This window comes from Primorskyibacter sp. S187A (genome assembly GCF_049800955.1).
Lineage (GTDB): Bacteria > Pseudomonadota > Alphaproteobacteria > Rhodobacterales > Rhodobacteraceae > JAKVBH01.
This window is the reverse complement of record NZ_JBNAGA010000002.1, coordinates 602,491-619,748: the sequence shown is the minus strand read 5'-3', so window position 1 is coordinate 619,748 and position 17,258 is coordinate 602,491. Positions and strand designations below refer to the sequence as shown.

General features: G+C 59.9%; 18 protein-coding genes and 1 riboswitch. Of the genes, 12 read left to right on the top strand and 6 right to left on the bottom strand.

Going from position 1 to position 17,258, the window contains the following annotated elements; genetic code table 11:
- Nucleotides 1–21 precede the first annotated feature (21 nt).
- The 3 genes from ACP15S_RS13945 to ACP15S_RS13935 all read left to right on the top strand — a co-directional run bounded on the left by ACP15S_RS13945 (nucleotide 22) and on the right by ACP15S_RS13935 (nucleotide 3,946).
- Nucleotides 22–1,170, top strand: a complete 1,149-nt coding sequence (locus ACP15S_RS13945; RefSeq protein ID WP_425040246.1) for an alkane 1-monooxygenase — start codon at nucleotides 22–24, stop codon at nucleotides 1,168–1,170.
- 72 nt (nucleotides 1,171–1,242) lie between these two features.
- The gene (locus ACP15S_RS13940; protein ID WP_425040245.1) at nucleotides 1,243–3,255 is read left to right on the top strand and encodes a M3 family metallopeptidase; all 2,013 of its coding nucleotides are present in this window, start codon (nucleotides 1,243–1,245) and stop codon (nucleotides 3,253–3,255) included.
- Between the two features lie 106 nt (nucleotides 3,256–3,361).
- Entirely contained in the window at nucleotides 3,362–3,946 is a 585-nt protein-coding gene (locus ACP15S_RS13935) for a VPLPA-CTERM sorting domain-containing protein (RefSeq protein WP_425040244.1), read from the top strand.
- Between the two features lie 79 nt (nucleotides 3,947–4,025).
- On the opposite strand, the gene ACP15S_RS13930 is transcribed toward ACP15S_RS13935, so the two are convergent.
- Nucleotides 4,026–5,003, bottom strand: coding sequence for a TraB/GumN family protein (locus tag ACP15S_RS13930; RefSeq protein ID WP_425040243.1), 978 nt, complete (start codon nucleotides 5,001–5,003; stop codon nucleotides 4,026–4,028).
- 271 nt (nucleotides 5,004–5,274) lie between these two features.
- Between ACP15S_RS13930 and ACP15S_RS13925 the strand changes: the two genes are divergently transcribed.
- The 5 genes from ACP15S_RS13925 to rimO all read left to right on the top strand — a co-directional run bounded on the left by ACP15S_RS13925 (nucleotide 5,275) and on the right by rimO (nucleotide 10,339).
- Nucleotides 5,275–5,562 (top strand): co-chaperone GroES, encoded by a 288-nt coding sequence (locus ACP15S_RS13925; RefSeq protein ID WP_425040242.1) that lies wholly within the window; start codon nucleotides 5,275–5,277, stop codon nucleotides 5,560–5,562.
- Between the two features lie 43 nt (nucleotides 5,563–5,605).
- Entirely contained in the window at nucleotides 5,606–7,246 is a 1,641-nt protein-coding gene (gene groL, locus ACP15S_RS13920; protein WP_425040241.1) for a chaperonin GroEL, read from the top strand.
- Between the two features lie 169 nt (nucleotides 7,247–7,415).
- Nucleotides 7,416–8,321 (top strand): DMT family transporter, encoded by a 906-nt coding sequence (locus tag ACP15S_RS13915; protein ID WP_425040240.1) that lies wholly within the window; start codon nucleotides 7,416–7,418, stop codon nucleotides 8,319–8,321.
- Between the two features lie 66 nt (nucleotides 8,322–8,387).
- Nucleotides 8,388–8,963: a GcrA family cell cycle regulator gene (locus tag ACP15S_RS13910; RefSeq protein WP_425040239.1), complete on the top strand. Its 576-nt coding sequence runs from the start codon at nucleotides 8,388–8,390 to the stop codon at nucleotides 8,961–8,963.
- A 5-nt stretch (nucleotides 8,964–8,968) separates the two neighbouring features.
- Entirely contained in the window at nucleotides 8,969–10,339 is a 1,371-nt protein-coding gene (rimO, locus tag ACP15S_RS13905; RefSeq protein ID WP_425040238.1) for a 30S ribosomal protein S12 methylthiotransferase RimO, read from the top strand.
- Between the two features lie 179 nt (nucleotides 10,340–10,518).
- Here the strand turns inward: rimO and ACP15S_RS13900 are convergent, their stop codons facing one another.
- Nucleotides 10,519–10,977: a hypothetical protein gene (locus tag ACP15S_RS13900; RefSeq protein ID WP_425040237.1), complete on the bottom strand. Its 459-nt coding sequence runs from the start codon at nucleotides 10,975–10,977 to the stop codon at nucleotides 10,519–10,521.
- Nucleotides 10,978–11,087: 110 nt separating this feature from the next.
- Here ACP15S_RS13900 and ACP15S_RS13895 point away from each other — a divergent pair, with 110 nt between their 5' ends.
- On the top strand, nucleotides 11,088–11,669 hold the full coding sequence (locus ACP15S_RS13895) for a thymidine kinase (protein WP_425040236.1): 582 nt from the start codon (nucleotides 11,088–11,090) through the stop codon (nucleotides 11,667–11,669).
- Between the two features lie 10 nt (nucleotides 11,670–11,679).
- Nucleotides 11,680–12,408, top strand: coding sequence for an SGNH/GDSL hydrolase family protein (locus tag ACP15S_RS13890; RefSeq protein ID WP_425040235.1), 729 nt, complete (start codon nucleotides 11,680–11,682; stop codon nucleotides 12,406–12,408).
- Here ACP15S_RS13890 and ACP15S_RS13885 read toward each other — a convergent pair.
- The 4 genes from ACP15S_RS13885 to cobO all read right to left on the bottom strand — a co-directional run bounded on the left by ACP15S_RS13885 (nucleotide 12,372) and on the right by cobO (nucleotide 15,485).
- A complete protein-coding gene (locus ACP15S_RS13885) occupies nucleotides 12,372–13,490 on the bottom strand; it encodes a beta-ketoacyl-ACP synthase III (protein WP_425040234.1) in 1,119 nt (372 codons plus the stop codon). The two genes, ACP15S_RS13890 and ACP15S_RS13885, sit on opposite strands and share 37 nt — an antisense overlap.
- A 75-nt stretch (nucleotides 13,491–13,565) precedes the next feature.
- Nucleotides 13,566–14,033 carry a metal-dependent hydrolase gene (locus ACP15S_RS13880; protein ID WP_425040233.1) on the bottom strand — a complete coding sequence of 156 codons (468 nt, stop codon included), beginning with the start codon at nucleotides 14,031–14,033 and terminating at the stop codon, nucleotides 13,566–13,568.
- Nucleotides 14,034–14,069: 36 nt separating this feature from the next.
- Nucleotides 14,070–14,795: a metallophosphoesterase gene (locus tag ACP15S_RS13875; protein WP_425040232.1), complete on the bottom strand. Its 726-nt coding sequence runs from the start codon at nucleotides 14,793–14,795 to the stop codon at nucleotides 14,070–14,072.
- Nucleotides 14,796–14,876: 81 nt separating this feature from the next.
- On the bottom strand, nucleotides 14,877–15,485 hold the full coding sequence (gene cobO / locus ACP15S_RS13870; RefSeq protein ID WP_425040231.1) for a cob(I)yrinic acid a,c-diamide adenosyltransferase: 609 nt from the start codon (nucleotides 15,483–15,485) through the stop codon (nucleotides 14,877–14,879).
- Nucleotides 15,486–15,568: 83 nt separating this feature from the next.
- A riboswitch (cobalamin riboswitch) is annotated at nucleotides 15,569–15,761 on the top strand.
- 33 nt (nucleotides 15,762–15,794) lie between these two features.
- Between cobO and ACP15S_RS13865 the strand changes: the two genes are divergently transcribed.
- Nucleotides 15,795–16,199 (top strand): DUF1636 family protein, encoded by a 405-nt coding sequence (locus ACP15S_RS13865; RefSeq protein WP_425040230.1) that lies wholly within the window; start codon nucleotides 15,795–15,797, stop codon nucleotides 16,197–16,199.
- A gap of 3 nt (nucleotides 16,200–16,202) precedes the next feature.
- The gene (gene cobW / locus ACP15S_RS13860; protein ID WP_425040229.1) at nucleotides 16,203–17,258 is read left to right on the top strand and encodes a cobalamin biosynthesis protein CobW; all 1,056 of its coding nucleotides are present in this window, start codon (nucleotides 16,203–16,205) and stop codon (nucleotides 17,256–17,258) included.

Here is a 17,258-nt window from a genome sequence, read left to right as displayed (position 1 = left end):
TCCTGTTAGCTCCGAGGTCCCATGACCGCATTCTCCAACATCCCCGCACAACAGCTGTCCAAGTGGACATCCGCCCTGCCTTTCTGGCTGTCGCTGCTGCTCTTGCCGTTGGTATGGCTGTCCGCCTCTTTGGGCGGCTGGTGGGTCATTATCGTTCCCGTAGCAACATGGTACCTCTTTTCGGCACTGGATGCCGTTTTGGGCCTCTACACCGACAATGCCGATCCGCAAACACCCGACGAAGATCTCTTCTGGTACCGCTTGGTCACGATCGCCTGGGCTCCACTTCAGGCAGCGACGCTTTTTGGGCTGATCTATGTCGCAACCCGGGCGGATCATCTGTCAGGTTGGGAACTCGTCGGGCTGTTTTTCGGGATGGGCGTGATCTCGGGCACTGTGGGGATCAATTATTCGCATGAATTGATGCATCAGAAAAACAAGCTCGAACGCACCATGGCAGACCTTTTGCTCGCGCAGGTGCTCTACAGCCATTTTCGGTCCGAGCATCTTCTCGTGCATCACCGCTACATCGGAACGCCCCGCGATCCCGTGACCGCTCGATACAACGAAGGCTTTCACAAATATTACCCGCGTGTGCTGCGGCAATGCTGGCAATCCGCCTTCAAAGCGGAGGCCGACATGCTCAAGCGCAAGAACCTGCCATGGCATGCCGCGTCCAACCCGTTCTGGCGCTATTGGGCTTTGCAACTCGCGATGCTTGCGCTGGCCTTTGCGCTCGGTGGTTGGCTCGGGCTCGGGCTGTTTCTTGTGCAAGCCGGGACAGCGATCTGGCAGTTGGAACTCGTGAACTACGTAGAGCACTACGGGCTGACGCGGAAGCATCTGGGCAATGGCAAATATGAACACGTCAAACCGCATCACAGCTGGAATGCCGCGCAAAAAGCCTCGAACTGGCTGCTGATCAACCTCCAGCGTCACTCGGATCATCACTACAAGCCGGACCGGCGCTTTCCCCTGTTGCAGAACTACAGTGATGAAGACGCACCGCAGCTTCCCTACGGCTATCCCGTCATGACGATGGCCGCGATGATCCCGCCGCTCTGGCGCCGGGTCATGAACCCCCGTGTGCGCGATTGGCGCAAGCAGTATTACCCCGATATCTCCGATTGGTCTGCTTATAATAGCGCAACAAATCCGATGCCTCGGTAGCACAAGCGCGTTTGAGGGCTGGACGATTGGTGGGGCAGCTCCTAGCTCTTGCATCAAAGGAGCTTCATCACCATGACAAATCCGCTGCTGAGCGACTGGACGACCCCTTTTGGCCTCGCGCCGTTTCCCGAGATCTCAGACGACGATTTCGCGCCCGCATTTGAGGCGGCACTTGCCGAAGATCTGGCCGAGACCGAAGCCATCGCGAATCAAACCGAGCCCGCCACGTTCGAGAATACCATCGAGGCGCTCATGCGGACTGGTGAGAAGCTCGATCAGGCCGCCAGCGTCTTCTACAATCTCGCGGGGGCAGACAGTAATCCTGCGCGTGAAGCACTCATGCGGGATTATGCCCCGAAATTTGCCGCCCATTCCGCGGCGATCTACGGAAATCAAAAGCTCTGGGCCCGGATCAGCACTGTCTGGGCATCGAAAGACACGCTGGATCTGAGCGATGAGCAGGCCCGCGTCCTCCATCTGATGCACCGCAACTGGGTCCGCCAGGGCGCAGCACTGACCGGCGAAGCGGCCAAACGCATGTCCGAGATCAAGGGCCGGTTGGCGACGCTGGGCACGCAATTTACCCAAAATCTGCTGGCCGATGAGCGCGAATGGCACATGGATCTGTCCGAAGACACCCTCGCCACTCTGCCGACCTACCTCGCAGACGCCGCGCGCGCAGCCGGCAAGGAGCGCGGGGCAAACGGGCCCGTGGTAACCCTGTCGCGCTCGATCGTTGTGCCGTTCCTGCAAACCTGCCCGGATCGTGGCCTGCGCGAGATCGCCTATAAGGCCTGGGGCGCGCGCGGGGCCAATGGCACTGATACGGACAACCGCGCCATTGCCGCTGAAATCCTGGCGCTGCGTCACGACAGAGCGCAACTTCTGGGCTATGACGATTTTGCGTCCTACAAGCTGGAAACGGAAATGGCGGGGACGCCGGATGCCGTGCGCAAGCTCCTGATGGATGTATGGGCGCCCGCCAAAGCCCGCGCCGATGCGGATGCCCGAATTCTTGAAGACATGCTGCACGCCGATGGGGTTAACGGCGCTTTGCAACCATGGGATTGGCGGTACTACGCAGAGAAGCGCCGCAAGGCCGAGCACGATCTCGATGATGCGCTTTTGAAGCCATACCTGCAGCTCGACCGCATGATCGAGGCACAGTTTGATTGCGCCAACAGGCTCTTTGGCCTGGAGTTCAAGCCTTTGGACGTGCCGCTCTATCATCCCGATTGCCGCGCCTGGGAAGTTACCCGGGCCGGGGAACATGTCGCCGTGTTTATCGGGGATTACTTCGCGCGCGGATCAAAACGCTCCGGTGCATGGTGTTCGGCCTTCCGCTCACAGCGCAAATTCCCCGATACCGTGGCCCCCGTGGTCATCAATGTGTGCAATTTCGCCAAGGGCGATCCGGCGCTTCTGTCTTATGACGACGCGCGCACATTGTTTCACGAGTTTGGCCATGCGCTGCACCAGATGCTGTCCGATGTGACCTATGAGATGGTCTCCGGCACATCCGTGGCGCGGGACTTTGTCGAACTGCCAAGCCAGCTCTATGAGCATTGGCTCGAGGTTCCAGAGGTCCTGCAACGGTTCGCAACCCATGCGGAAACCGGCGCACCCATGCCACAGGATATGCTCGACAAAGTCTTGGCGGCCGCGACCTTCGACATGGGGTTTCAGACAGTTGAATACGTGGCCTCAGCGCTCGTTGATCTGGCGTTTCACGAGGGCGCGGCACCAACGGACCCCATGGTCAAACAAGCGGACGTGCTGGCGGAGATCGGCATGCCCCAGGCCATTGGCATGCGCCACGCGACACCGCATTTTGCCCATGTCTTTGCAGGCGACGGCTATAGCTCGGGATATTATTCCTACATGTGGTCCGAGGTTATGGACGCCGATGCCTTTGCGGCCTTTGAGGAAGTTGGCGATCCCTTCGATCCCACGACGGCCACAAAGCTGGAGGATCATATCCTCAGCCGGGGTGGATCGGTGGATGCGGCCGAGCTTTATACGCAGTTTCGAGGGCGCTTGCCCGGGGTCGAGGCATTGTTGAAGGGGCGCGGTCTGGCGGCCTGAAACGCCACCGTAAACCCTATAACTTGTCTAAAATTCGCCTCAAATCGGAGTGACATTGTGGGCTGATCGATGTGCCACTGCATCGTGTAGAAAACAGGAAACCGCAATGTTCAAACCAATTGTATTGGCTATGGCTCTGTGCAGCGTTGCTTCGTCTGCCGCAGCGGCGCTGATCTATGACCAAACGCTCATACCCAACAGCTCGTCGAACTCGACTACCTTCTTTGACGTCGACAACGACTTCAATGAATCCTTCGACTTCTCGGCCGTCAATTACACCTCGATTGATCGCTTCGAACTGACGCTCGACGTCAGCGGCTCGAGTGATGAAAGCGCCTTCTTTGGCCTGATACCGGAAGTTTGGGCCGTACGCGTGCAAGGATCTGACGGATCCTCCTTCTTCGACGATTCCTTCGCCGCGGTCTCCGATGGCGCACAGACCATCACGATTGATGCCTCAAGCGACGTTCTGACAATCGACGCCTTCGCGAACTCGGTTGGTTCGGGCGAGTTTACCTTCTGGCTGTCGGAGTTTTCCCCCGATACGCAGCTGAGAAACCCATCGATTACAGTCAGCTCCGCGCGACTGCAGGTCTTTGGCACGCTTGCCCCGATTCCACTTCCGGCCGGTTTGCCTTTGTTGCTGGCTGGTTTGGGCGGCATGATGCTGCTGCGTCGGAAAACAAGGTAAGATCCCGGTCTGAAATAAGAATTTGGAGCGCTCCTTTGGGGGCGCTCTTTGCTGTGTCGAAGAACTTTCTGTAGGGGCCCTATTCCGGCTTAAGCCTTGTGAGCACATACCCGGCTTGCTCCAAAAGATGCAGCACGCCATCGTCCCCAAACAGATGCGCGGCCCCAAAGGCCGCAACGATCCGGTCCCCCTCCGCATCCTCCAGAAGCGGCAGCCAGGCCCGATTGCGTTCAAACAGAAGGGCTTCCTCCAGCTCCGCAAAGAGCACGTCCAACTCTTCCGCTGGCATAGTCGTCTGCGTCCGCGCCATAACGCGGGACAGGTGCCAGAGCTCAGCAGGGGCTTCCTCGAAATAGAGGTTCAACGTCGTGGCCAGCATATCCTCTGACGTCCCTGTGTCTTGGACAGACGCCGTCAGAAAATCAATCTGGGTATCGAGCGGCTCTTCGGCGAAAATGCGAAAAAGCGTGTCATAAGGCTCAAGAGGAAAAGCGGGAACATCTGCTTCGCGCGCAATCTCCTCGACCATGGCATCCAGCCCTTCGGGCGGCCCCCCGGCCAAAGCACAGGGCGGCAGCGCAAGGATCATTGAGAGATACCAGGGCTGCATACGAGCGGCCATGGGCCCGGGCAAACCACGCGCTTCCGCCCCCGCTTTCAGAACGGCCCATGTCTCTTGCGGCAGCAAATCGATCAGCGAATGATCGGACAACAAGATCATCGCCGGATCGCTCGCCAGCGCAGTTTTCAGCTGCTCCTGCTCCACGGATGTCATTTCAAGGAACACTTGATCCGCAGCGCTGATCTCATCACGGAACGCCTCGGCGATCCCATCCAGCCGCGGGTCGCCCAAATGGACTGTACCAATCAAGGTTATGCTGCGATCGCCCCGTGTGGCTTGCCAGAAGTTGCCCTCACCATAGCGCTCGGCCGCCGCGGATGCAGTGATCTCCGCGCGATTTTCCGGCGAGAGGTTCGCGCGGACATCTTGCCCCTCGCATTGGGCGCTGGCCACAAAAGGGAAGGCCGCGAAACAAAAGGCAAGAGCGATACGCATGACGCCTCCCGAAGTTGAACATGTTACGTCGCGAAGGAATCTGTAGCCCACGCGCGCCTCTTTCAACCCCATGAGACGGGATGAGCACGGACGGCTCAGGCGCATCGACATAATTCATGTCAAAGAGACAAATTTTTCTGCGGCCCCCCTGTTGACTCGCGAAATCGCGGCCCCTAGCTATGCGCCGTTAGCACTCGCCTCGCTTGAGTGCTAATCGTCCGACGGGAGGTCGGGCGTCAAACACTAACCTTTGAGCCAAGGAGCTACAAAGATGGCATTCACTCCGCTTCATGACCGTGTACTGGTCCGTCGCGTTGAATCCGATGAGAAGACCGCAGGCGGCCTCATCATCCCCGATAGCGCAAAAGAAAAGCCTTCCGAGGGTGAGGTTGTGTCCGTGGGCGCAGGCGCGCGCAAGGACAACGGCGAACTGATCGAAATGGCTGTCAAAGCAGGCGACAAGATCCTGTTTGGCAAGTGGTCGGGCACCGAAGTCACCGTCGACGGTGAAGAGCTGCTCATCATGAAAGAGAGCGACATTCTGGGCACCGTGTCCTGAGATCGCCTCACATTACCACTGACTAATTCAAAGGAAGAGCAAGATGGCAAAAGACGTACGTTTTGATACCGACGCCCGCGACCGCATGCTGCGCGGCGTCAACGTCCTCGCAGACGCAGTCAAAGTGACCCTCGGCCCCAAAGGCCGCAACGTGGTCCTCGACAAGAGCTTCGGCGCCCCCCGCATCACAAAAGACGGTGTTTCTGTCGCCAAAGAGATCGAGCTGGAAGATAAGTTCGAAAACATGGGCGCGCAGATGGTGAAGGAAGTTGCTTCCCGCACCAATGATGAGGCTGGCGACGGCACAACAACTGCAACCGTGCTGGCACAAGCCATTGTCAAAGAAGGCATGAAGTCGGTTGCCGCGGGCATGAACCCGATGGACCTCAAGCGCGGCATCGACCTTGCAACGGCCAAAGTCGTTGAAGCGATCAAAGCCGCAGCGCGCGAAGTCAAAGACTCCGACGAAGTGGCTCAGGTCGGCACCATCTCCGCGAATGGCGAAGAGGAAATCGGCCGTCAGATCGCAGACGCGATGCAGAAAGTTGGCAACGAAGGTGTCATCACTGTCGAGGAAAACAAAGGCCTCGAGACAGAGACAGACGTCGTGGAAGGCATGCAGTTCGACCGCGGCTACCTCTCCCCCTACTTCGTGACAAATGCTGACAAGATGACAGCTGAGCTCGAAGACTGCATGGTTCTGCTGCACGAGAAGAAGCTCTCCTCGCTGCAATCCATGGTCCCGCTCCTCGAGCAGGTCATCCAGTCCCAAAAGCCCCTGCTGATCATCGCGGAAGATGTTGAAGGCGAAGCGCTCGCAACGCTCGTCGTGAACAAACTGCGTGGCGGTCTGAAGATTGCAGCGGTCAAAGCACCCGGCTTCGGCGATCGTCGTAAAGCCATGCTCCAAGACATCGCGATCCTCACAGGCGGTCAGGTTATCTCAGAAGATCTCGGCATGAAGCTCGAGAACGTGACAATGGACATGCTCGGCACAGCCAAGCGCATCCAGATCACAAAAGACGAGACAACCGTGATCGACGGCAATGGCGAAAAAGGCGAGATCGAAGCACGCGTCTCCCAGATCCGTCAGCAGATCGAAGAAACAACCTCCGATTACGACCGTGAGAAGCTGCAAGAGCGCGTTGCCAAACTGGCAGGCGGTGTTGCTGTGATCCGTGTTGGCGGCATGACAGAAGTCGAAGTGAAAGAGCGCAAGGACCGCGTTGACGATGCTCTGAACGCGACACGCGCCGCTGTTCAGGAAGGTGTTGTCGTCGGTGGCGGTGTTGCTCTCGTGCAGGGCGGCAAGTCCCTCGACGGTGTCGAAGGTGCCAATGCGGATCAAAACGCTGGTATCGCCATTGTGCGTAAAGCCATCGAAGCACCTCTGCGTCAGATCGCTGAAAACGCGGGCGTCGACGGCGCTGTCGTTGCGGGCAAAGTCCGCGAAAGCGGCGACACATCCTTCGGCTTCAACGCGCAGACGGAAGAATACGGCGATCTGTTCAAGTTCGGCGTTATCGACCCTGCGAAAGTTGTCCGGACAGCTCTCGAAGATGCAGCCTCTGTTGCAGGTCTCCTGATCACAACAGAAGCCATGGTTGCCGATAAGCCCGCCAAAGAGGGCGCGCCTGCAGGTGGCGGCATGCCCGACATGGGCGGCATGGGCGGCATGATGTAAGACGGTTTCCCTCGAGAAATTCTGTCTCATCTAAAAAACATGAAGGGTCGCCCCATCCGGGCGGCCCTTTTTCTTTTACGTGTTGCGCGATCCGGGTCCTGCCTCTAATTCACGCGAGATGCGAGACCAGCCGCCGCACGTCTCGCACCCCACCCAAATCGAGCCTGGCATGACCCCTTACGCACAGCGCCCCTTGATTGCCGTTGGCCTCATGCTTCTGGCAACTGTCTTCATCGCCGGGACCACGCTGCTCGCCAAAGCACTGGGGACGGACACATTGGGCGCGCCTTTGCATCCCTTGCAGATCACCTCGGCGCGCTTTGCCTTTGCCTTCATGGGCATCGCCAGCGTTGCGGCTGTGGCACGTCTGAAGATCGGCAAAATCCACTGGCCCTGGCATATTGCGCGCACGATCCTCGGGGGAACCGGCGTGACGCTGATGTTCGCCTCCGTGGCATTCATCCCTTTGAGCGACGCGACAGCGATCTCGTTTATGAACCCGGTCTTTGCCATGCTCCTCGCCATTCCCCTGCTGGGAGAGCGCGTTGGGCCCTGGCGGTGGCTCGCGGTTGTTCTCGCCTTTGCAGGTGCCTTGATTCTCTTGCGCCCCGGCATGGGCGTCATCCAGTTCGGCGCCCTGCTCGCACTGGGCGCGGCGCTTGTGCTTGGCTTTGAGATCATCGTGATCAAACGATTGTCCAGCATGGAGCCCGCCTTCCAGATTCTGTTTGTAAACAATTGTATCGGCATGCTGCTCATTGCAGGGCCCGCCTTTGTCGTCTGGACCAGCCCCACCGGCGCGCAATGGGCTGCCATGGCGGCCCTTGGCCTGATGATGGCCTGTGCCCAGGCCTGCTTCGTCAATTCCATGGCGCGGGCAGATGCGAGTTTTGTCGTGCCGTTTTCCTATGCCACACTGATTTTCGCAGCGCTCTATGATGGCGCCATTTTCGGTGTCTGGCCCGACGGGATATCGATCCTCGGTGCCGTGACAATCATCGCGGGCGCGGTTTTGCTGGCCTGGCGCGAAAGCCGTGCACGAAGGCCCCTTGTCCCGCGCGCCCCGGAGACATAGTATATACCGCAATCAACAGCAGGGCGGCTCGGGCAGGGCCGCTCTTTGTCGTAAGGGATACGCCGCATGGCCTGGACGGATGAACGCGTCGAACTTCTGAAGAAAATGTGGGGCGAGGGGCAATCCGCCTCGCAAATCGCCAAGGAACTCGGCGGCGTGACACGGAACGCCGTTATCGGAAAAGTACACCGTTTGGGCCTGTCCAACCGCGCAGGCGCCGGTGCTGCGAAATCCGACACACCGAAAGAAGCGCCCAAGCCGAAGGCGAAACCAGCGCCCAAGCCCGCACCCAAACCCGCTGCCGCAACAGCAGAGCCCACACCTGCACCCGAAGCAAAGGCTGCAACGCCCATTCCGGCACGCAAGCAGATCATCCCGGCCGGCCAGCCGCTCCCGCCGCAACCCTCTGCCAATGAGATCAGCCCAGAGGCGCTGGCCAAAGTCTCCGAAATCGAGAAAAAGGCCAAGAAACTGTCCCTCATGGAGCTGACAGAGCGGACCTGCAAATGGCCCGTTGGCGATCCTGCAACGGATGATTTCTGGTTCTGCGGCCTGCCCGTCCAGCAAGGCAAGCCCTACTGCGAGGCCCATGTCGGCGTTGCCTTCCAGCCCATGAGCACACGCCGCGACCGCCGCCGGTAGCGCCGATGCCACAAAACCCACCTGACCTTCGCCCCGATCTCGCCAATGCGCAGATCGGCGAGAGCCGCCGTGAGGGCCAACCGACCATTGGCATGGTCTCGCTTGGCTGCCCCAAAGCCCTTGTGGACAGCGAACGCATCCTCACGCGTCTGCGCGCGGAAGGCTATGGCATCTCACCGGATTACGGCGGGGCAGATGCTGTGATCGTGAACACCTGCGGCTTCCTGGACAGCGCCAAGGTTGAAAGCCTTGAGGCCATCGGCGAGGCGCTTCAGGAAAACGGCAAGGTTATCGTGACAGGCTGTCTGGGCGCAGAGCCGGACTACATCACAGGCGCACATCCCAAGGTCCTCGCCGTGACGGGTCCACAGCAATACGAGCAAGTGCTTGATGCCGTGCATGGCGTCGTCCCGCCCGCACCTGACCCTTTCATTGATCTGCTCCCCGCAACCGGCGTGAGCCTGACGCCACGGCACTACAGCTACCTCAAGATTTCAGAGGGCTGCAATCATACCTGCAAGTTTTGCATCATCCCGGATATGCGCGGCAAGCTTTCGTCCCGCCCCCATAAGGCAGTGATGCGCGAAGCTGAGAAATTGGTGGAGGCAGGGGTGCGCGAACTGCTCGTCATCAGTCAGGACACCTCTGCTTACGGCACCGATTGGAAAGAGCGCGACGCGAAATTCCCCTTCCTTGAGCTGGCCCGCGATCTGGGCACGCTCGGTGCATGGGTCCGCCTGCACTACGTCTACCCCTACCCGCATGTGGCCCAGATCATTGACGCCATGGCAGAACCCGAAAATGGCCTGCTGCCCTACCTCGATATTCCCTTCCAACACGCCCATCCCGAAACGTTGCGCCGCATGGCACGACCCGCCGCTGCGGAGAAAACGCTCGACAGAATTGCCGATTGGCGCCGCATCTGCCCGCAGATCACACTGCGCTCAACCTTCATCGTCGGCTATCCCGGTGAGACCGAGGAGGAATTCCAAACACTCCTCGATTGGATGGACGAAGCACAGCTCGACCGTGTCGGATGCTTCCAATATGAAAACGTCGAGGGCGCACGCTCCAATCTGCTGCCCGATCACGTCCCGGAAGAGATCAAGCAGGAGCGCTGGGAGCGCTTCATGGCCAAAGCACAAAGCATTTCAGAGGCCAAACTCGCCGCGAAAGTCGGCACAATCTGCGATGTCATCGTGGATGAGGTTGATGACGAGGCCGCCACATGCCGAACCATGGCCGACGCTCCCGAAATCGACGGTAACCTCTTTATCGATGAAGATTTCGCAGACCTGTCTCCCGGCGATATCCTGCGCGTTGAGATTGACGAGCATTCCGAATATGATCTCTGGGGCACCCGTGTGAAAAGCTAACACCCCTAGACGCAGCCCGATATCTGACGTCCGCGAAAGAACGCAGCACCTTCACATCCTTCATCTTGCCCAAAAACTCTGGGGAGACGCCGAAGGCGGCGGGGCAAAGCCCCCTATCCGCGCGCATATCATGCGCGCTCAAACCAGCGCGGCGCAGCCGCACATTTCAGGTGTTGAGATCAGGTGGTCTCGTCTTCCAGATGAAGCTTCATATCGATCAGGACTTGCTGCAACGCCAGCGTTTCCTTCAATAAACGCTTCGCCTCATTGACCGTGATGACACCATCTTCAATGGATTCGTGATACTCCGCCATGAGCATGCCGAAGCGTTGGCTCAGCGCGATCACATCGCTGTTTACGCCGCCCTTTTTGTCCGAGTTGCGGCGCTCGGAATCAAAGCTCAGCGTGATCCCCTTCAATTCCGCGAGGGCGGATGTGACATGGGGAAAAGACGCGGCTTCTTCCAGTTGGGCCACCGCATCAATCGGCATGAACCGATCCGCATGCTCATCATTGTCCGAATAATACCGCCCCAAGGTCGCCTTGGACTTACCGGTCAGATCACACGCGGGCTCAATGCCCACGTCCTTCACCAAAGCTTCAGTGTGTTTCTTCAAGTAACTGCGCATCGTGCTCATCACGAATGGCCCCGCGTTCTCAACCCATTACTTTTACACGGTGTAACGCTTTTTCTTGGGAATGCTACCCTCCCCTTGCGTCCGTTGTTAACGCTGAGGCAGTAAAGGGCATGGCCAAGCTTTACTTTCACTTCTCGACGATGAACGCAGGCAAGAGCACCTTGCTTTTGCAAGCCGCCCATAACTACCGCGAACGCGGCATGGAGCCTTACCTTCTGACCTATGCGCGCGATGGGCGCGCCGGGGCGGGGCGGATCGGGTCGCGCATTGGCATCGGAGCCGAGGCAGACACTTACGCAGAGGGTGATGATCTCTTCGCCCGTATCGAGGCGCGTCTGGGGCGCGGCGCAGTGGCCTGTGTCTTTGTCGATGAGGCGCAGTTTCTCGAAGAGCCGCAGGTCTGGCAATTGGCCCAGGCCGTCGATGATCTGGGCGTGCCTGTCATGTGCTATGGCCTGCGCGTCGATTTTCGCGGCAAGCTCTTCCCCGGCTCGGCCGCTCTGCTGGCGCTGGCTGATGAGATGCGCGAAGTGCGCACGATCTGCCATTGCGGGCGCAAAGCCACCATGGTGATCCGCCGCGATGGCGCGGGCAAGGTCGTCACGGACGGTGATCAGATCCAGATCGGCGGCAATGAGACCTACGTCAGCCTGTGCCGCAGGCATTGGCGCGACGCGGTCGGGGATCGCTAGGCGCGATGTCATGACGCTGCGCTCCCTCGCTCTGCTGCCGCTGCTTGTCGCCCAAGGGCTCTTTGTCGCCGCCCGCGCCACACGCCTGCCTGAACCGCCGGGGCCGCGCGAGGGCCGGATCGGGGCTGGTCCGCCCCTGAGCCTCTTGATCCTGGGCGACAGTTCCGCCGCAGGCGTCGGCGCATCCACGCAAGACAAGGCACTGGCCGGGCAGCTCACAACGGCTCTGGCCCGCGACTTTACCGTGCACTGGCGACTGACTGCGCGCTCAGGTGCAACCACGCGCAGCACCTTGTCGGAGATGGCGCGCGCGCCCGTTTTTCCTTGCGATGTGGCGGTTGTGGCGCTGGGGGTCAACGACGTCAAAAACGGGATGCCACTTGCGAAATGGCGGCAATCCTATGCCGCGCTACTTGTGCGTCTCACCAAAGAGAACAACACACAACACATCATCGCCTGTGGAGTGCCGCCCATGGGCGCTTTTCCTCTCTTGCCCAATCCCTTGCGGCGCACGCTCGGCAACCGGGCCGCTCAGTTCGACAGAGCCTTGCAGGAGATCTGTGCCCAAACACCCGAGGCGCATCATCTCGCTTTTGATCTTCCCATGACCGAGGATCTCGTGGCGCAGGACGGGTTCCATCCCAGCGAACAGCTCTATGCCCTATGGGCAGTGATCCTCGCCCAACACATCAAAGCGGGTGTTCAGGCGCGCTCGACCAGAACAGAGCCAACCGAATAGCGCGCCCCAAACGAACAGATCACACCGCGATCGCCCGGCGCCATGTCGTCTGAATGTTTGGCAAAGGCGATGATCGAGCCGGCAGAAGACGTATTGGCATAGTCTTGCAGAATATTGGGTTGCTCCCCCGGCTCCGGCACACGGCCCAGAACCTTCTTGCCAATGAAATCGTTCATCGTCTTGTTCGCCTGATGCAGCCAGAGCCGCTTCAGATCCGCCGCAGACCAGCCCGCCTCGTCCATATGCCCGGCGATATGGGCCGAGACCATGGGCAAAACCTCTTTGAAGACCTTGCGGCCATTTTGCATGAACTGCATGTCGCGGCGATCTTCCATCTGATCGCGCGTGCGCCGCAAAAAGCCGTTGTTGTTTCGGATGTTGTTGGAAAACTCGGTGGCGCAGCGGGTGCCTTTCACGAGGAAATGCGCACCCTGTGCGTCTTCAGCGCGCTCGACGACAACAGCGGTGGCGACATCACCGAAGATGAAATGGCAGTCACGGTCACGCCATTCGAGATGGGCCGAGCAAATTTCCGGGCAGATCACCAGAGCGCGGCGCACCGAACCCGAGCGGACCATGTCGGCTGCCGCCTGAATGCCGAAGGTGGCGGAAGAGCAGGCCACGTTCATGTCAAAGGCAAAACCGCCCGCACCCAGAAGCTTCTGGATCTCAATCGCAATCGCGGGATAGGCGCGCTCATGGTTGGAGGCCGCACAGATCACACAATCGATCTCCTCGCCAGACCGGCCTGCCTGCGCCAACGCCTGACGCGCGGCATCCAGGCCCATCTCCGCCATGATGCCCGGCGCATCATCCGTGCGGGCCGCGAGGCGCGGGAACATGCGCTTGGGATCAAGGACGCCCTCCTTATCCATGACAAAGCGCTGTTCGATACCGGATGCTGACACGATGAAATCCGAGGAAGACTGCGCCATGGCTTCACACGCACCCGAGGCAATCGCCCCTGCGTTTTCCTCGTTCCACAGATCGGCATAGGCGTTGAACGCCACAACCAGCTCGTCATTTGTTATCGTTTGCTGCGGCGTGAACACGCCGGATCCGGTAAGTGCTGGCTGATACATGGCAGGCCCCCTCGCAAGTCCCCGGACCACATACCAACTGGCCTCTTTCGTCAAGAAGAGCGTCGGGGCAATACGCTATTCGGAGCTGCGCGGGCGCTTCCAATAGACCCGGATGGCAAGAGCAACCACCACAAGCTCAACCGCAAACGTCCAATGCAGCAGGAAAGACAAAATCCAGTGCGATTGCGTCGCGGGGACGACAATCGCCGGTCCGCAGAGAGACAGGTTGCCATAGCCCCAACAGATCGCTCCCAACGGCGTATCGAGGGCGACATGCAACAAGGTCCCCAGCCCCAGCCCGATCAGCGCGCGTGACGAAAGCGTCAGCCCGAGCAGAAACACGGCCACCCAAAGCGTTGGATCATGGGTGATGTAGCTGTGATGATGCACCGCGCCCCGGTCCACGAGGAAAAACCACACCATATCCAGATCGGGCAGAACCGCACCCACAAGGATCGCCCACCAGATCAGCGGATCCTCATCGAAGCTCTTGTCGAGCGCAGAAGCGAGCAGATACCCCGCAGGCAGGTGACCGATGATCATGAACGCGCGCTTCTCATCATTGCTTGGACCCGCCCATTATACCGCGACCTCGACCATGACCAACTCCGGCGGCCGGCCCAGACGCACGGGCAGCTTTGAATAGCCCAAACCGCCTGAAACCAGAAGATGTTTTGCCCCGTCACAGTGATGGCCATAGGCATAACGACGGCCATATTTGGAGGGCACGATCAGCGGGAGACCGAAAGGCGCGATCTGTCCGCCATGGGTATGGCCGGAGAGGGTCAGGTCAATATGGTCGGGCACATCCGGGAACACATCCGGCTCATGGGCCATCAGGATGCACGGATCGTCGGGCGAAAGCTTGGCCAGCACCGCCTCCAGATCATCCGCACCTTCCACGGGCCCGGGCCATATCGAGGAGAAGGCACGCTGCGAATCGAGGCCTGCAAGTTGCACATGGCCCCATGGCGCGGCCAAGCGGATCACATCATTGTTGAGACACGCGATGCCAGCGGCTTCAAACGCGCTGTGCCAATGACTGGGTTGGCGTGTTTGGCGCGCCACCGCGTCATCGGCCCAATCATGGTTGCCAAAAACCGCATAAACCCCAAGCGGAGCGCTTAAACCTTTGAGCAACATGGCCGTCGCTGCGGGAGCCGCCCCACGGCCTCCCAAGACATGCCCGACGTAATCGCCCAAAAGCAGGATGAGATCCGCGCCCAGCCCGTTCGTCTGATCCACGAGAGCCTCTATGCGATCAGGTGCCATGAAGGGCGAACAGCCATGCAGATCAGCAAACACGGCAAGCCGCAATATCCGGTCAGGTGAGACCCCCCGGAGCGTCACCCGGTACTGCACAACATGAGCAGGGTCCGGCACAGATCAGAACTCGATCCCTTTTTGCGCTTTGACGCCTTCTTTGAACGGATGTTTCACGAGCGTCATCTCCGTCACCAGATCAGCGGCCTCGATGAGCTCGGGCTTGGCGTTGCGCCCGGTCAGGACGACATGGGTCATCTCTGGCTTTTCATTGAGCAGAAAATCCACCACCTCGTCGATATCGAGGTAGTCATAGCGCAGCGCGATGTTGATCTCATCGAGCAGGACGAACTGGATGTCAGGGTCAAGAATTTGCTCCTTGGCAATCTTCCAGCCGTTTTGAGCCGCGGCAATGTCGCGCTCGCGGTCCTGTGTCTCCCAGGTAAAGCCCTCGCCAGACACGAAAAATCGCACCTCGTCGGCGAAGCGCTCGCGCAGGAACGTCTTTTCGCCCGTGGCCCAATTGCCCTTGATGAACTGCACGACGGCGGCGGGAATGCCATGGGAAATACAGCGCATCACCATGCCAAAGCCAGACGAGCTTTTGCCCTTGCCCGGCCCGGTATGGACCATGATCAGACCTTTCTCTTCGGTCTTGGTCTCCATCATGCGATCGCGCGCGGCTTTGATCTTGCGCATCTTCTCATTGTGGCGGGCGGTGACGTCATCCATTGGGGGCCTCCTCGTGCATTTGCCCAGACGTGGCACCGGGGCCCGGCGACGTCAATGCACATTGACAAATCCCGCGCGCGCTGAGCAATGTCGGCCCCGATGGTTGCGCCCGTTTTGGCGCATGAAAAGGGAACGCGGTGAAACCCCGCGGCTGCCCCCGCAACTGTGAGCGGCGAGCGATCCTTGAGAAAGCCACTGGGCCGGAAGTCGGTCTGGGAAGGTCAGGGAAAGCGTCGAGCTGCGAGCCAGGAGACCTGCCATCTGCAATGGAAACGATAGCCCGGGCGGGGTGCCCCGGAGGAGGATAATATGTCAGACACAAAAGACGGGGTCGAAATCCTTGTCTGTATCAAATGCCTGCGCGGCACGGAAACGACCGGAGACGGCGAACGCCCCGGCACGCGCATGTACGAGGAACTGCGCGCCCGCGACATGCCCGAAGGGGTGACGCTTTTGCCGGTCGAATGCCTGCAAAACTGCGACTACGGCTGCTCCGTGGGCTTTCGCGGCGGCGAGGATCGCTGGACCTATATTTACGGGAATTTCCACGAGGCGTCGCATCCAGACCTGATCGTGGAAGCCGCAAGCCTCTATCGTGACACAAAAGATGGGCTGATCCCGTGGCGGACCCGGCCCGAACACCTGAAACGAAATTGCATTGCGCGCGTCCCCCCGGTGACGAAACCGCGCGCGCCCAGCTTTGGAGAGATGTGAGACATGGCAGATTTGGCAAAACTCCCGGTGACCGTGATCACCGGTTTTCTGGGCTCCGGCAAGACAACGCTTGTGAGCCACCTGATGCGCAACCCCGGCGGCAAGCGCCTGGCGATTGTGGTCAACGAGTTTGGCGATGTGGGCGTCGATGGCGATATCCTGAAATCCTGCGCGATCCCCGATTGCCCGGCAGAGAACATCATGGAGCTCGCCAATGGCTGCATCTGTTGCACCGTGGCCGATGATTTCATCCCGACGATCGAGGCACTCATGGCGCTGGAGCCGCGCCCCGAGCACATCCTGATCGAAACCTCCGGTCTGGCCCTGCCCAAGCCGCTCCTCAAGGCGTTTGACTGGCCCGATATCCGCTCGAAGATCACGGTGGACGGCGTCATCGCGCTGGCCGATGCCGAGGCCGTGGCCGCGGGCCGCTTTGCCACCGATGTGGCCGCCGTTGATGCACAGCGCGAAGCCGATGACAGCATTGACCACGAGACGCCGCTCTCCGAAGTCTTCGGCGATCAGATCTCCTGCGCCGACATCATCCTGCTCACCAAGCCCGATCTGGCAGGCCCCGAAGGCGTGGCGAAAGCCAAGGAGATCATCGCCCGCGAGGCTCCGCGCCCGCTGCCCGTGGTCGAAGTGGCCGAAGGCGTGGTCGATCCGCGCGTGATCCTCGGGCTGGAAGCCGCGGCGGAGGACGATATGGACGCGCGTCCCTCACATCACGATGGGCATCACGACCATGAGCATGACGATTTCGACAGCATCATCGTCGATATCCCCGAGGTGGGTGATCCCTCAGAGCTCGTTGCGCGCATCGAAACGCTGGCCAAGGCGCAAAATATCCTGCGCGTGAAGGGCTATGCAAGCGTGGCGGGCAAACCCATGCGCCTGCTGGTGCAAGCCGTGGGAGCGCGTGTGCGTCACCAATACGACCGGCCCTGGGGCCCGGGCGAAGATCGTCTCGGCCGTCTCGTCGTCATCGCCGAGCATGACGACGTGAAACGCGCGGATATCGAAGCGGTTCTGGCACCCGCACAGGCCGCAGCCGAATAA